This is a genomic window from Pseudomonas sp. MF6747 (assembly GCF_963890955.1).
In the GTDB taxonomy this organism is placed as follows: Bacteria; Pseudomonadota; Gammaproteobacteria; order Pseudomonadales; family Pseudomonadaceae; genus Aquipseudomonas.
Genome location: NZ_CAWPSZ010000023.1, coordinates 213,752 through 226,057 on the forward strand (window position 1 = coordinate 213,752; position 12,306 = coordinate 226,057).

The 12,306-nt window shown below is 61.7% G+C and carries 12 protein-coding genes; 5 read left to right on the forward strand and 7 right to left on the reverse strand.

Features of this window, described 5'->3' with window-relative positions; translation table 11 throughout:
* The first annotated feature begins 58 nt into the window (after positions 1 to 58).
* From ubiG to AACW30_RS19905, 3 genes are all read left to right on the forward strand, one after another.
* Positions 59 to 757 (forward strand): bifunctional 2-polyprenyl-6-hydroxyphenol methylase/3-demethylubiquinol 3-O-methyltransferase UbiG, encoded by a 699-nt coding sequence (gene ubiG, locus AACW30_RS19895; protein ID WP_003189760.1) that lies wholly within the window; start codon positions 59 to 61, stop codon positions 755 to 757.
* Positions 758 to 761: 4 nt separating this feature from the next.
* Positions 762 to 1,433, forward strand: a complete 672-nt coding sequence (gene mupP, locus AACW30_RS19900) for an N-acetylmuramic acid 6-phosphate phosphatase MupP (RefSeq protein WP_106576876.1) — start codon at positions 762 to 764, stop codon at positions 1,431 to 1,433.
* 177 nt (positions 1,434 to 1,610) lie between these two features.
* Complete coding sequence (locus AACW30_RS19905; RefSeq protein WP_200623156.1) at positions 1,611 to 2,351, forward strand: YciK family oxidoreductase; 741 nt, start codon at positions 1,611 to 1,613, stop codon at positions 2,349 to 2,351.
* Between the two features lie 154 nt (positions 2,352 to 2,505).
* Here the strand turns inward: AACW30_RS19905 and AACW30_RS19910 are convergent, their stop codons facing one another.
* Genes AACW30_RS19910 through AACW30_RS19935 form a run of 6 tightly spaced genes read right to left on the reverse strand, consistent with a single transcriptional unit; the run spans position 2,506 to position 8,663 of the window.
* A complete protein-coding gene (locus AACW30_RS19910) occupies positions 2,506 to 4,020 on the reverse strand; it encodes an ABC transporter substrate-binding protein (RefSeq protein ID WP_169368520.1) in 1,515 nt (504 codons plus the stop codon).
* Positions 4,002 to 5,021: an ABC transporter ATP-binding protein gene (locus AACW30_RS19915; RefSeq protein ID WP_200623158.1), complete on the reverse strand. Its 1,020-nt coding sequence runs from the start codon at positions 5,019 to 5,021 to the stop codon at positions 4,002 to 4,004. Before AACW30_RS19915 ends, AACW30_RS19910 begins: the two co-directional genes overlap by 19 nt.
* Positions 5,018 to 5,974 (reverse strand): ABC transporter ATP-binding protein, encoded by a 957-nt coding sequence (locus AACW30_RS19920; protein WP_106576880.1) that lies wholly within the window; start codon positions 5,972 to 5,974, stop codon positions 5,018 to 5,020. The genes AACW30_RS19915 and AACW30_RS19920 overlap by 4 nt, the downstream gene beginning before the upstream one ends.
* On the reverse strand, positions 5,971 to 6,828 hold the full coding sequence (locus tag AACW30_RS19925) for an ABC transporter permease (RefSeq protein ID WP_119739262.1): 858 nt from the start codon (positions 6,826 to 6,828) through the stop codon (positions 5,971 to 5,973). Before AACW30_RS19925 ends, AACW30_RS19920 begins: the two co-directional genes overlap by 4 nt.
* On the reverse strand, positions 6,825 to 7,772 hold the full coding sequence (locus tag AACW30_RS19930; RefSeq protein WP_119739260.1) for an ABC transporter permease: 948 nt from the start codon (positions 7,770 to 7,772) through the stop codon (positions 6,825 to 6,827). Before AACW30_RS19930 ends, AACW30_RS19925 begins: the two co-directional genes overlap by 4 nt.
* A gap of 3 nt (positions 7,773 to 7,775) precedes the next feature.
* A complete protein-coding gene (locus AACW30_RS19935) occupies positions 7,776 to 8,663 on the reverse strand; it encodes a proline iminopeptidase-family hydrolase (protein WP_200623160.1) in 888 nt (295 codons plus the stop codon).
* Positions 8,664 to 8,846: 183 nt separating this feature from the next.
* Here AACW30_RS19935 and AACW30_RS19940 point away from each other — a divergent pair, with 183 nt between their 5' ends.
* Both AACW30_RS19940 and AACW30_RS19945 read left to right on the forward strand, forming a co-directional pair.
* Complete coding sequence (locus tag AACW30_RS19940; RefSeq protein ID WP_200623162.1) at positions 8,847 to 9,611, forward strand: LuxR family transcriptional regulator; 765 nt, start codon at positions 8,847 to 8,849, stop codon at positions 9,609 to 9,611.
* 94 nt (positions 9,612 to 9,705) lie between these two features.
* Entirely contained in the window at positions 9,706 to 10,638 is a 933-nt protein-coding gene (locus tag AACW30_RS19945) for a proline iminopeptidase-family hydrolase (RefSeq protein ID WP_200623164.1), read from the forward strand.
* Between the two features lie 99 nt (positions 10,639 to 10,737).
* Here the strand turns inward: AACW30_RS19945 and AACW30_RS19950 are convergent, their stop codons facing one another.
* A complete protein-coding gene (locus AACW30_RS19950; RefSeq protein ID WP_119739254.1) occupies positions 10,738 to 12,240 on the reverse strand; it encodes a nucleobase:cation symporter-2 family protein in 1,503 nt (500 codons plus the stop codon).
* Positions 12,241 to 12,306: the final 66 nt, after the last annotated feature.

Sequence of the window (12,306 nt, forward strand, 5' to 3'; positions counted from 1 at the left end):
GGTTCGCACCTACGCTTGAACACCTGCAAACCGATTTATCAGATTTAGAGGATTCACCATGAGCAACGTCGACCACGCCGAAATCGCCAAATTCGAAGCCCTGGCTCACCGCTGGTGGGACCGCGAAAGCGAGTTCAAACCCCTGCATGACATCAACCCGCTGCGGGTCAACTGGATTGACGAACGCGTCAACCTGGCCGGCAAAAAGGTACTCGACGTCGGTTGTGGCGGCGGCATCCTCAGCGAAGCGATGGCCCAGCGTGGCGCCACCGTGATGGGCATCGACATGGGCGAAGCCCCACTGGCCGTCGCGCAACTGCACCAGCTGGAATCCGGCGTGAGCGTGGAATACCGCCAGATCACCGCCGAAGCCCTGGCCGAGGAAATGCCCGAGCAGTTCGACGTGGTCACCTGCCTTGAGATGCTCGAGCACGTGCCAGACCCCTCCTCGGTGATCCGCGCCTGTTTCCGCATGGTCAAGCCAGGCGGCCAGGTGTTCTTCTCCACCATCAACCGCAACCCCAAGGCCTACCTGTTCGCGATCATCGGCGCCGAATACATCATGAAGTTGCTGCCGCGCGGCACTCACGACTTCAAGAAATTCATCCGCCCTTCCGAGCTGGGCGCCTGGAGCCGCCAGGCCGGGCTGACCGTCAAAGACATCATCGGCCTGACCTACAACCCGCTGACCAAGCACTACAAGCTGGCCAACGACGTTGACGTCAACTACATGATCCAGACCCTGCGCGAGGAGTAAGCCTGTGAAGTTGCGAGCGGTTCTCTTCGATATGGACGGTACGTTGCTGGACACCGCGCCGGACTTCATCGCGATCTGCCAGGCGATGCGCGCCGACCGCGGCCTGGCGCCGATCAATGACCAGCACATCCGCGATGAAATCTCCGGCGGCGCGCGGGCGATGGTTGCCGTGACCTTCTCGATGGACCCGGAATCCCCAGGCTTTGAAGCCCTGCGCCTGGAGTTTCTGGAGCGCTACCTCAAGGGCTGCGCGATCCACAGCAAGCTCTTCGACGGCATGGAAGAACTGCTGCAGGACATCGAAAAATCCAACCTGGTCTGGGGCGTGGTCACCAACAAGCCGCTGCGCTTTGCCGAACCGATCATGCAGCAACTGGGCCTGGCCGAGCGTTCGGCGCTGCTGATCTGCCCGGATCACGTGAAGAACAGCAAGCCAGACCCGGAGCCGCTGATCCTGGCGTGCAAGATGCTCGACCTGGACCCGGCCAGCGTGCTGTTCGTGGGCGATGACCTGCGCGATATCGAGTCCGGCCGCGACGCCGGCACCCGCACCGCAGCGGTCACGTTCGGCTACATCCACCCGGACGACAACCCCCGCAACTGGGGCGCCGACGTGGTCGTGGACCACCCGTTGGAGCTGCGCAAGGTGCTGGATAACGCACTGTGCAGTTGCTGATTGTTAGACGATCTCGCCAACACTGAGATCAATGTGGGCGCTGGCTTGCCTGCGACAGCGGTCTGCCAGCCAGCCCATCTGGAGACAGGCACTGTGCTATCGCGGGCAAGCCAGCTCCCACCTGAAATGGATTCCACTTCAAGAGCTGTAACATCTTGAATTCTGTCGAGGCTATTTATGTTTGATTACTGCGCACGTCCAGAATTGCTCAAAGGCCGGGTGATCCTGGTGACCGGCGCCGGTCGCGGGATTGGCGCGGCGGCGGCAAAAACCTACGCCGCCCATGGCGCTACCGTGCTGTTGCTGGGCAAAACAGAAGCCAACCTGGCTCAGGTGTATGACGAAATCGAAGCGGCAGGCCAACCGCAACCGGTGGTGATCCCGTTCAACCTCGAGACCGCCCTGCCCCATCAATACGATGAGCTGGCCGCGATGATCGAAAAGGAATTCGGCCACCTCGACGGCCTGCTGCACAACGCCTCGATCATCGGCCCACGCACGCCGATCGAGCAGCTGTCCGGTGAGAATTTCATGCGGGTGATGCACGTTAACGTCAACGCAATGTTCATGCTGACCAGCACGCTGCTGCCGCTGCTCAAGCTGTCCCAGGATGCGTCGGTGGTGTTCACCTCCAGCAGCGTCGGGCGCAAGGGCCGTGCCTACTGGGGCGCGTACGGCGTGTCGAAGTTCGCGACTGAAGGCTTGATGCAAACCCTGGCCGATGAGTTGGAGGATATCGCGTCGGTGCGTTCCAACAGCATCAACCCAGGCGGCACGCGCACCAGCATGCGTGCACAGGCGTATCCAGGCGAAAACCCGATGGAAAGGCCGGCGCCGGAAGACATCATGCCGGTGTACCTGTACCTGATGGGGCCGGACAGCGCGGGCGTCAATGGGCAGGCGTTTGATGCGCAGTAAAACCTGACACAGCACAAATCAAACTGTGGAACCTGGTTTAAGTGGGAGCTGGCTTGCCTGCGATGGCCTCACCGCGGTGTATCTGACATACCGAGTGGATGCCATCGCAGGCAAGCCAGCTCCCACATTGTTTTGCGGTGTATCTGGGGAGGGGTTAGTTTTTCACTACTTCTTCCAGGGTGAAACGCCCCAGCGGGTTCTGCAGGAAGTTGCTCACATTCTTGCGTGAGATATTGATGTACGGGCTGTAGTACAGGTCGATCCAGTTCACATCCTGTTTTGCCAGTTTCTGCAACTCGATGTACATCTGCTCACGCTTGACCGGATCAGCCTCGATCCGCGCAGCCGCCACCAGCTCCTTGACCTTGTCGTTCTTGTAGCGGGTCATGTAGTTCTGGTTGGTGTCGTGGCCCAGCACGAAAGTGGTTTTCTGGTCCGGGTCGAGGATGTCGTTGGTCCAGTACATCACCGAAATATCGTACTCACCGTCCACCAGCATCTGCCAGCTTTGAGTCGGGTCAACTTTCTGCAGGTTGGCGGTCACGCCGACCTTGGCCAATTGGTCCTTGATGATCACCGCAATCTGCTCGTCGGCTTCGTTGCCGGCGTTGACCACGTAGTTGAGCTTCAAGTCCTTGGCACCGGCCGCCTCCAGCAGCTTCTTGGCGGCGGTCGGGTCATACGGGCGTTGCAGGTTGTTGGCGTAGTGGTACAGCGAGCCTTTCGGGATGTAGGAATAGGCCACGGTGCCCTGACCGTAAGTGGCGGTCTTGACCAGCGATTGTTTGTCGATGGCCATGTCCAGCGCCTCGCGCACTTGCGGTTTGGCCAGCAAGCCGTGGGCGTGGTTGATCAGCAAGTGGTCTTCGCGGGTCGACGGGTCGGAGTGGATCACCACGTTCTTGTCTTTTTTCAGCTCTTCCACGCGGGAGAACGGTACGAAGATCGCTGTGTCGAGCTCGTTGTTCTGCACCATGCGCATGCGTGTGTTGTCGTCGGTGACCGATACCCACTCAACGCCATCCAGGCTCACGTTGTTGGCCTGCCAGAAGTTCGGGTTCTTTTTCAGAATCACCCGGTCGCCCTTGCGCCACTCGTCCACGGTAAACGCGCCGGACGTCACCGGGTTTTCCGAGTAAGCGTCTTCGCCCATCTTGGTCATGGCTTTTTCCGACAGGATCGACACCGTCGGCGACGCCAATTGCGAGAGGAAGGCTACAGCCGGAGTCTTCAGGGTGACGACCAGGGTGTGCGGGTCCGACGCCTTGGCCGTGTTGATCAGGCTGAACGGGTCGCTCCACAACGAGGCCTTGTTGTCGCGGATACGCAGCAGGCTGAACGCTGCGTCGTCGGCGGTGATCGGCGAGCCGTCGGAGAACTTCGCCTCGCGCAGTTTGAAGGTGTAGGTCAGGCCGTCCTTGGAAATATCCCAGCTTTCTGCCAGGCCCGGCTCCATCTTGGTGCCCAGGTTATCCACGCGCACCAGCGTGTCGTAGACGTTGGCGAACACCCAGGTGTCGCGGTTTTGCGCGCTTTTGATCGGGTCAAACGTGGTGCTGTCCTCACGGCAGCCGATGGTCAGCACACCGGCGGCCTGGGCCAGGCCGGCAGTAAGGGACCACGCGGTCAACGTAGCAGCGGCGAGCAACTTCAAGTGGCGCGATTGCATGTCATAACTCCTTGTTCATGAATGGCAGAAAGGGTGAGTGGCGCTTCAAGCACGCAACTGTATCGATGCTCGTGCAGGAAATGCGTCGGCGGCAACACCACGGAACACATCGTTCGGGCGAACCGGCAACGCGGGTGAAAGGCGCAGCCTGTGGGCAAACTCAGCGGGCTCGGTGGCTCACCGGGCAAAGGTTCTGCAGGCAACGGCCGATGCGGATCGATCTCGGGGATCGCCTCGATCAGCGCCGCCGTGTACGGATGGCGCGGTGCGGTAAACACCGCTTCCACCGGGCCTTCCTCGACGATTTTGCCCAGGTACATCACCGCCACGCGGTCGCACAGGCGCCGCACGATGGCCAGGTCATGGGCGATAAACAGGATCGCCAGGTTCATGCGCTGCTGCAGTTCCAGCAACAGGTTGATGATCTGGCCCTGGATCGACACATCCAGCGCCGCCACGCATTCATCGGCGATGATCAAGCGCGGTTCCACCGCCAGCGCCCGCGCGATACCGACACGCTGGCACTGGCCGCCGCTTAAAGAGCCGGGTTTGCGGCTGGCCAATTCGGGGCGCAGGCCGACCAGATCGAGCAGTTCATTCACGCGGGCCGGTATCTGCTGCGGCGCCACTTTGCGCTGTACGCGCAACACTTCGGCAAGGGTTTCGCCGATGGTGTGGCGCGGGTTCAGCGCGGCGTACGGGTCCTGGAAGATCATCGCGGTTTCATGGCGCAGGCGGGCGATATCAATAGCGCTGCCATGGGCCATGTCGACGCCATCGAACAGCACCTGGCCGGCGCTGATCGGGTTGAGGTGCAGGATCGCCCGGCCGAGCGTGCTCTTGCCGCTGCCGGACTCGCCAACCAGCCCCAGGGTTTCACCGGCGGCCAGGTTCAGCGAGACACCATTGACCGCCCTCACCCACTGTTTATGCAGGCTAAACAGGCCCGTACCGGGCGCCGCGAAACGCACCTCAAGGTCCTTGATCTGCAACAGGCTCATGATCGGTCTCCCAAGGGATAGTGGCACGCCACCCGCGCGCCTTGGGGCAACAACTGCGTGCACAAGGCGCCCGCCTGCGCACAGCGCGGGTTGAAGCGACACCCTTGCGGCAATGCGTCCAGCAACGGCGGCTGGCCGGGAATCGTGCGCAGCAACGCGTGCCCACTGCTGTGGGCAGGCTGACAATCAATCAGGCCGGCGGTGTATGGGTGTTGCGGGTTGGCCAGCAACTCGTATTTGCTGCCGTGCTCGCACAGGCGCCCGGCGTACATCACCGCGATGGAATCACAGGTTTGCGCCACCACACCGAGGTCGTGGGTGATCATGATGATCGACAGGCCGCGCTGATCGCGCAGCTCCAGTAACAGGCGCAGGATTTGCGCCTGTACGGTGACATCGAGGGCGGTGGTCGGCTCGTCGGCAATCAGCACTTCAGGATTACAGCCCAACGCCACAGCGATCATCGCGCGCTGGCGCATGCCGCCGGAAAACTCGTGGGGGTAGTTGTCGACCCGCGCCTTGGGATCGGGAATGCCGACCTGGCGCAGCACGTCGATGGCTTGCAGGCGCGCGTCTTTTTTCGACGCGCCCTGGTGCAGGCGAATGCCCTCGGCGATCTGCTCGCCGATACGCATCAACGGGTCCAGATGGCTGCTGGGGTTCTGGAAAATCATGCCCAGTTGCCCGCCACGCACGGCGCGCATGCCGGCCTCGTCCAGCGTCAACAGGTCCTGCCCGGCCAGGCGCACAGCAGCGCCTTGCACGCGCAAGTTGGGCGAGGGCAGCAGGCGCATCAACCCGCGACAGGCCAGGGTCTTGCCCGAGCCGCTCTCGCCCACCAGGCCAAGGATTTCACCCTCGGCCAAATCAAAGGACACGCGGTCGACCAAGGTGACATCGCGCCCGGCATTGTTGGCGATCACGCTGAGGTCACGCACTTGCAGCAGGCTCATGCGCGATCCCCCAACACTTGCGCCACGCCATCGGCGAGCAGGCTGAAGCCCATGGCCAGCGTGACGATGGCCAGGCCTGGAAAGGTGCAAATCCACCAGGCCGTGGTGATAAACGCCTGCCCTTCGGCCACCATCGTGCCCCACTCGGCGGTTGGCGGTTGCACGCCCAGACCCAGGTAACTCACGGCGGCGCCATTGAGCAGCACCAGCACGGCGTCAGACATGGAAAACACAATCGAACCGAACATGGCATTGGGCAGCAAATGCCGGAACAGAATGCGCCCATGGCCAAAGCCCAGGCTTTTGGCGGCCAGCGCAAACTCGCTTTCCTTGAGCACCAGGATCTGCGAGCGGATCAGCCGCGCATACGACACCCAGCCCACCAGCGCCATGGCGATATAAAAGCTTTTCAAACCTGGGCCAAGGATCGCCATGATCGCCAGCATCAGCACAAGAAACGGGAATGCCAGGATCACGTCGATCACGCGCATGCAGAAGCTGTCGAAGCGCCCGCCGATGTAGCCCGAAACCGCGCCGACAAAGGTGCCGATCATGAACGGGAAAATCACCCCGACAATGGCCAGTTGCAGGTCGATGCGCGCGCCCCAGATCACGCGCGAAAGGATGTCCCGGCCGTAGTTATCCGTGCCGAACGGGTGCGCCAGGCCAGGCCCTAGCAAACTGATGTCCGTGTTCTGCGCAATCGGGTCAAAGGGTGCGAGCCACGGTGCAAACAGCGCCAGGGCCAACCACACCAGCAGGATCAGCAGGCCCCACGCCGCCGTCAGCCGGCCATTGCGAAAACCAAAACGCAGGCGCAAACGCCACGGAGCAATCAGTGGGCGGCCGCTCATTGCATCTTCACCCGTGGATCGAGGGCCACCGTCACCACGTCGGCAACGAAGTTGACCACCACCGTCGCACAGGCCAGCACCATGGCCACGCCCTGCACCACCATGTAGTCACGGGTGAAAATGCCGCGCACCAGCAATTGGCCGATACCGGGAATCGCGAACAGGCTTTCGATCACCACCGTGCCGCTGATCAGCCAGCCGATGTTCACCGCCAGCAGGTTGACCGCCGGCACCAGCGAATTGGGCAACACATGCCGACGGAACACGGCGGCCTCCGACAGCCCACGCGCCCGCGCGGCGGTGACGTGATCGGCCTGCAATTCCATCAACATGCTCGCGCGCAGGTTGCGCACCAGCACCGCCGACAGCGCCAGGGCGATGGTCAGGCACGGCAGCAGCATATGGTGGGCCTTGTCCAGCCAGGTGCGGCCGTAGCCAGACACCGGGAACAGGCCCCACTTCACACTCAGCAACAGAATCAACATCAAGCCCAGCCAGAACGCCGGCATGCCCAGGCCGACGGTGGTGAACACACGAATCAGGTTGTCCGCCCATCCGCCCTTATTACGCGCCGCCCACGTCGCCAACGGCAGCGCAATCACCAGCGCCAGCAGCACGCTGCCAAGCACCAGCACCAGGGTCGGCTCGATGCGGGTGACGATCAGCTTCAAGGCATCGACTTTGTACAGCAGCGATTGGCCGAGGTCGCCCTTGAGCAGGTTCTTGAGGAAGTAGAAGTATTGCAGCCACAACGGCTGATCCAGGCCGTATTGGGCGCGGATTTTCAGCAAGGCATCCGGCGTACTGCGCGAGCCGAGCAAGGCCCGGGCCGGGTCGCCCGGGATCGAGCGCACCAGCACAAAGGTGATCAGGCTGATGCCAAACAGCACCGGCAGCAATTGCAGCGGCCGGGACAGCACAAAACGGTAGCGCGCCAGGTTCATCCGTCAGCCCCGGTGACGCGCGAGGAAGTCCAGCAGCACCGGGAAGTACGCGTGGGGCTCCTCATAAAAAGGCATGTGGCTGCTGTTGGGGAACACGTGCAACTCGGCATGCCTGGCGGCCCGCTTCATGCGATGCGCGCAGGCGGGCGTGAGCTCATCGTGCTGGCCGGTGGTGATCAGGATCGGCATCTTGAACTCGGCCATCTCGGGGATGCGGTTCCAGTCCTTGAGGTTGCCGATGTAGAGGAATTCGTTGGGGCCTTGCATGGTTTCGTACGGGCCCATGTTCCAGTCGCCGAGCGAGCGCTTGACCGGCTCCGGCCATTCATCCAGGCGGCAGACGTGGCGGTAGTTGAGCAAGGTGATGGCGGCTTGGTACTGCGGGTGGTCCAGGGTGCCCATGGCTTCATGACGCTGCATCATGGCCACGGTCTCGCTGCCGAGGGCGCCGCGCAGGCGTTCGAGTTCCTGGGACAGGTGCGGGATGTCGCCGACAGTGTTTTCGAGGATCAGGCTTTTCAGCGCATCGGGGTAATGGATGGCGTATTCGATGCCCAGCCAGCCGCCCCAGGAATGCCCGAGCAGGTGCACGCGGCCCAGGCCGAGGGCCTGGCGCACGGTTTCGACTTCTTCGACATAACGGCTGATTTCCCACAAGGAAACATCAGTCGGTCTGGCTGATGCGCCGGTGCCAAGCTGGTCGAATGCAACCACTCGCAGGTTATGCGCTTTGAGCCAGCCATGGGCGTCGCGCAAGTAGTCACACGGCAGGCCCGGGCCGCCATTGAGGCACAAGAGCACCTCATCGCCAGCGCCAAAGCTGTAGACCACGAGGTTATGGCCGTCGACTTGCACGTTGTACTGCTGGTCGGGGGCAATTTCACGCCACATGCATACATTCCTTGTGTTGTATCGGCCTGGCGGGTAGCGGCCGTTTATCAGGCCAACACTACCGAGGATGCCGTGCGTCCATAACCTAGTATTTCTTATAGGTTTGGCCTGGCAGTCCTTCGCCGGGGCGTGGCATTCTACTTGCCGCAAGTCGAGATTCAAATGAATTCGGGAGCAGAACGGATGCTGACCAGGCTGACTGCCTTCAATAATCGTCTGATGCCGGGCAGGAGCCTGGATGAACAGATGGACAATACCTTTATCCTGGCCCAGCAACTGGGCTTCGACGCGCTGGTGTACGACTACACGCCGGTGCCCATCGACCAAGACGGCTCGCTGATCACGCCCTCGGTGCTGGAGCTGCGCAACACGCCGCCCGACTGGCATGCGTTATGGTGCAGCGAAGGGTTTTACCAGATCGACCCGGTGCAACACCTGGCCCTGAGCACGGTGTCCCCGTTCGTATGGTCCTACGAGGCAAAAGCCCAGACCGCGCTGCAAAAAATCATCGACCCCTGCCACGCCCCCGTGTCTTCTTACCTGCATGAGCGCCAACTGACCTGCGGCGTCAGCGTGCCGATTCACCTGCCTCGCGGTGGTTTCGCGTCACTCACCGGCTTGCGCACCGGCAAAGCCAGCACGGTGTTGAAGGATGCGCAGCAGACCCTGGCGGACTTCAGCCTGATTACCCATGCCCTGCAGGAAGCGGCCTACCCGCTGTTCAGCAAAGAGCTGCGCACTTACCCGCATATTCGCCTGACCAAACGCGAGCGTGAATGCCTGAAATGGGCTGCCGATGGCCTGACCGCTGCCGAAATCGCCACCCAGTTGAGCCGCTCGCTGGCGGTGGTCACCCTGCACCTGGCCTCGGCGATGCACAAGTTGGGGGCCAAGAACCGCGTGCAGGCGGTGGTTCGCGCCACGCATTACCGCTTGCTGGAAGACTGAACCTTCGGCAAAACCTAGCTGTTTTGCTAGTTACTTAAACTTCGTGTGCGGACTATCGTATCCCTGATCCTTTTTTTTCAGAGCAGGGTACGAAATGGAATTCATCGAGAAAGTCCGCGAAGGTTATGCGGCATTCGGCGCCTACCAGACCTGGTACCGCGTCACTGGCGACCTGACCACCGGCCGTACACCGTTGGTGATCATCCACGGCGGCCCCGGCTGCACCCATGACTATGTCGACGCCTTCAAAGACGTGGCTGCCAGCGGCCATGCGGTGATTCACTACGACCAGTTGGGCAATGGCCGCTCCACCCATTTGCCGGACAAAGACCCGTCGTTCTGGACCATCGGCCTGTTCCTTAAAGAGTTGAACAACCTGCTGGACCACCTGCAGATCAGCGACAACTACGCGATCCTCGGGCAATCCTGGGGCGGCATGCTCGGCAGCGAGCACGCGATTCTGCAGCCGAAGGGCTTGCGCGCGTTTATCCCGGCCAACTCACCCACTTGCATGCGCACGTGGGTCAGCGAAGCCAACCGCCTGCGCCAACTGCTGCCTGAAGGCGTGCACGAAACCCTGCTCAAACACGAACAGGCCGGCACCTACCAGGACCCGGAATACCTCGCCGCCTCGCGGATTTTTTATGACCAGCACGTGTGCCGCGTCATCCCGTGGCCGGAAGAAGTGGCCCGCACCTTCGCAGCGGTGGACGCCGACCCGACGGTGTACCACGCCATGAGCGGCCCGACCGAGTTTCACGTGATTGGCAGCCTCAAGGACTGGAATGTGATTGGCCGCCTGTCGGCGATCAATGTGCCGACCCTGGTGATTTCCGGCCGACACGACGAGGCGACGCCACTGGTGGTCAAGCCGTTTCTGGATGAGATCGCGGACGTGCGCTGGGCGCTGTTTGAAGATTCCAGCCACATGCCCCACGTGGAAGAGCGCCAGGCGTGCATGGGGACCGTGGTGAAGTTTCTGGATGAGGTGTGCTCAGTGCCGCACAACGTCCTCAAGGCGGGCTAATTCCACTGTGGGAGCGGGCTTGCTCGCGAATGCTGGGTGTCAGTCAATGAAGGTTTCGACTGTTCCAGCGCATTCGCGAGCATGCCCGCTCCCACATTTTTAGACTTCGGTGGTTTCAGGTTTTACGGCCTTCCTTGGCACGTCAGCCACCACCGGAATCTCTTTCCCTTCAGCATCAAACAACTTGCCGCCGCTGAAGTAATCCCCATCGCGCAATGCTGCCACATCGTGGAAGCACAAACTGCGCTCAGTACCCGCCACGAACACCGACTGCTGGTCCGAGTTACCCGCGGTGAAGTGGTTGAACGCCAGGTTCAACAGGATCGCCATGATCGCCGACGAACTGATGCCCGAGTGGAAAATGGTCGCGAACCAGGTGGGGAAGTGGTCGTAGAAGTTCGGCGCCGCGATGGGGATCATGCCGAAGCCGATAGACGTGGCCACGATGATCAGGTTCATGTTGTTGCGGTAATCCACCTTGGACAGCGTGCGAATACCACTGGCCGCCACGGTGCCGAACAGCACGATCCCGGCGCCGCCGAGCACCGATGTCGGCACGGCCGCGATCACCCGGCCCATAAACGGCAACAGCCCCAGCACCACCAGAAACACCCCGCCCGTGGCCACCACAAAGCGGCTCTTTACCCCGGTCACTGCCACCAGGCCGACGTTCTGGGCGAACGCGCTTTGGGTGAATGAACCGAAGATCGGCGCGAACATGCTCGACAGCATGTCGGCGCGCAAACCATTACCCAGGCGCTTGGAATCGACCTTGGTGTCGATGATCTCGCCCACCGCGAGGATGTCCGCCGAGGTTTCCACCAGGGTGACCATCACCACGATGCACATGGAAATGATTGCCGCCACATGAAAGGTCGGCATGCCGAAATGGAACGGCGTGGGGAAACCGAACATGGGCCCCTGGGCCACACCGGAGAAATCCGCCATGCCCAGAAACACCGCGATCACAGTGCCGATCACCATCGCCAACAGAATCGACAGCCGCGAAATGGCCGCGCTGCCGATCTTGCTCAGCAGCAACACCAGCACCAGTGTCAACGCGGCGAGGCCGATATTGGCCATGCTGCCGAAATCCGCCGCGCGGCTGTTGCCGCCCATGGCCCAGCGTGCCGCCACTGGCATCAGTGTGAGGCCAATGGTGGTGATCACAATGCCGGTGACCAACGGCGGAAAAAACTTGGTGATCCGTGAGAACACCGGCGTGATCAGCAAGCCGATAAACGACGCGGCCATCACCGCGCCGAGAATCGCCGGTAGTCCGCCGGCGCCATCACTGCCGACTATCGCCACCATGGTCGCCACACCGGCAAAGGACACGCCCTGCACCAGCGGCAGCTGGCAGCCAAAAAATGGCAGGCCCAGGGTCTGCAACAGCGTGGCCAGGCCACCGGCAAACAGCGACGCGGCGATCAACAGGCCGATATCCGCCGGCGACAAACCGGCCGCCTGGCCGACGATCAACGGCACGGCAACGATGCCGCCGTACATGGTGAGCACATGCTGCAGGCCGTAAGCCATGTTGGCGGCGGTGCCAAGATTCTCATCTTCTGGCCGCTGCGGTGACGCCTTCGGGATAGTCATGGTGAGGGGTTCTCTGTTTTTGTTGTGCGAACACTGTATGCAATGTTTGGACTGCATGTCCATAGA

Bases quoted from the DNA above. Each gene is read 5' to 3' on its own strand.
- ubiG (WP_003189760.1), top strand. From the start codon at position 59: ATGAGCAACGTCGACCACGCCGAAATCGCCAAATTCGAAGCCCTGGCT.
- AACW30_RS19905 (WP_200623156.1), top strand. From the start codon at position 1,611: ATGTTTGATTACTGCGCACGTCCAGAATTGCTCAAAGGCCGGGTGATC.
- AACW30_RS19910 (WP_169368520.1), bottom strand. From the start codon at position 4,020: ATGCAATCGCGCCACTTGAAGTTGCTCGCCGCTGCTACGTTGACCGCG.
- AACW30_RS19915 (WP_200623158.1), bottom strand. From the start codon at position 5,021: ATGAGCCTGTTGCAGATCAAGGACCTTGAGGTGCGTTTCGCGGCGCCC.
- AACW30_RS19920 (WP_106576880.1), bottom strand. From the start codon at position 5,974: ATGAGCCTGCTGCAAGTGCGTGACCTCAGCGTGATCGCCAACAATGCC.
- AACW30_RS19925 (WP_119739262.1), bottom strand. From the start codon at position 6,828: ATGAGCGGCCGCCCACTGATTGCTCCGTGGCGTTTGCGCCTGCGTTTT.
- AACW30_RS19930 (WP_119739260.1), bottom strand. From the start codon at position 7,772: ATGAACCTGGCGCGCTACCGTTTTGTGCTGTCCCGGCCGCTGCAATTG.
- AACW30_RS19935 (WP_200623160.1), bottom strand. From the start codon at position 8,663: ATGTGGCGTGAAATTGCCCCCGACCAGCAGTACAACGTGCAAGTCGAC.
- AACW30_RS19940 (WP_200623162.1), top strand. From the start codon at position 8,847: ATGCTGACCAGGCTGACTGCCTTCAATAATCGTCTGATGCCGGGCAGG.
- AACW30_RS19945 (WP_200623164.1), top strand. From the start codon at position 9,706: ATGGAATTCATCGAGAAAGTCCGCGAAGGTTATGCGGCATTCGGCGCC.
- AACW30_RS19950 (WP_119739254.1), bottom strand. From the start codon at position 12,240: ATGACTATCCCGAAGGCGTCACCGCAGCGGCCAGAAGATGAGAATCTT.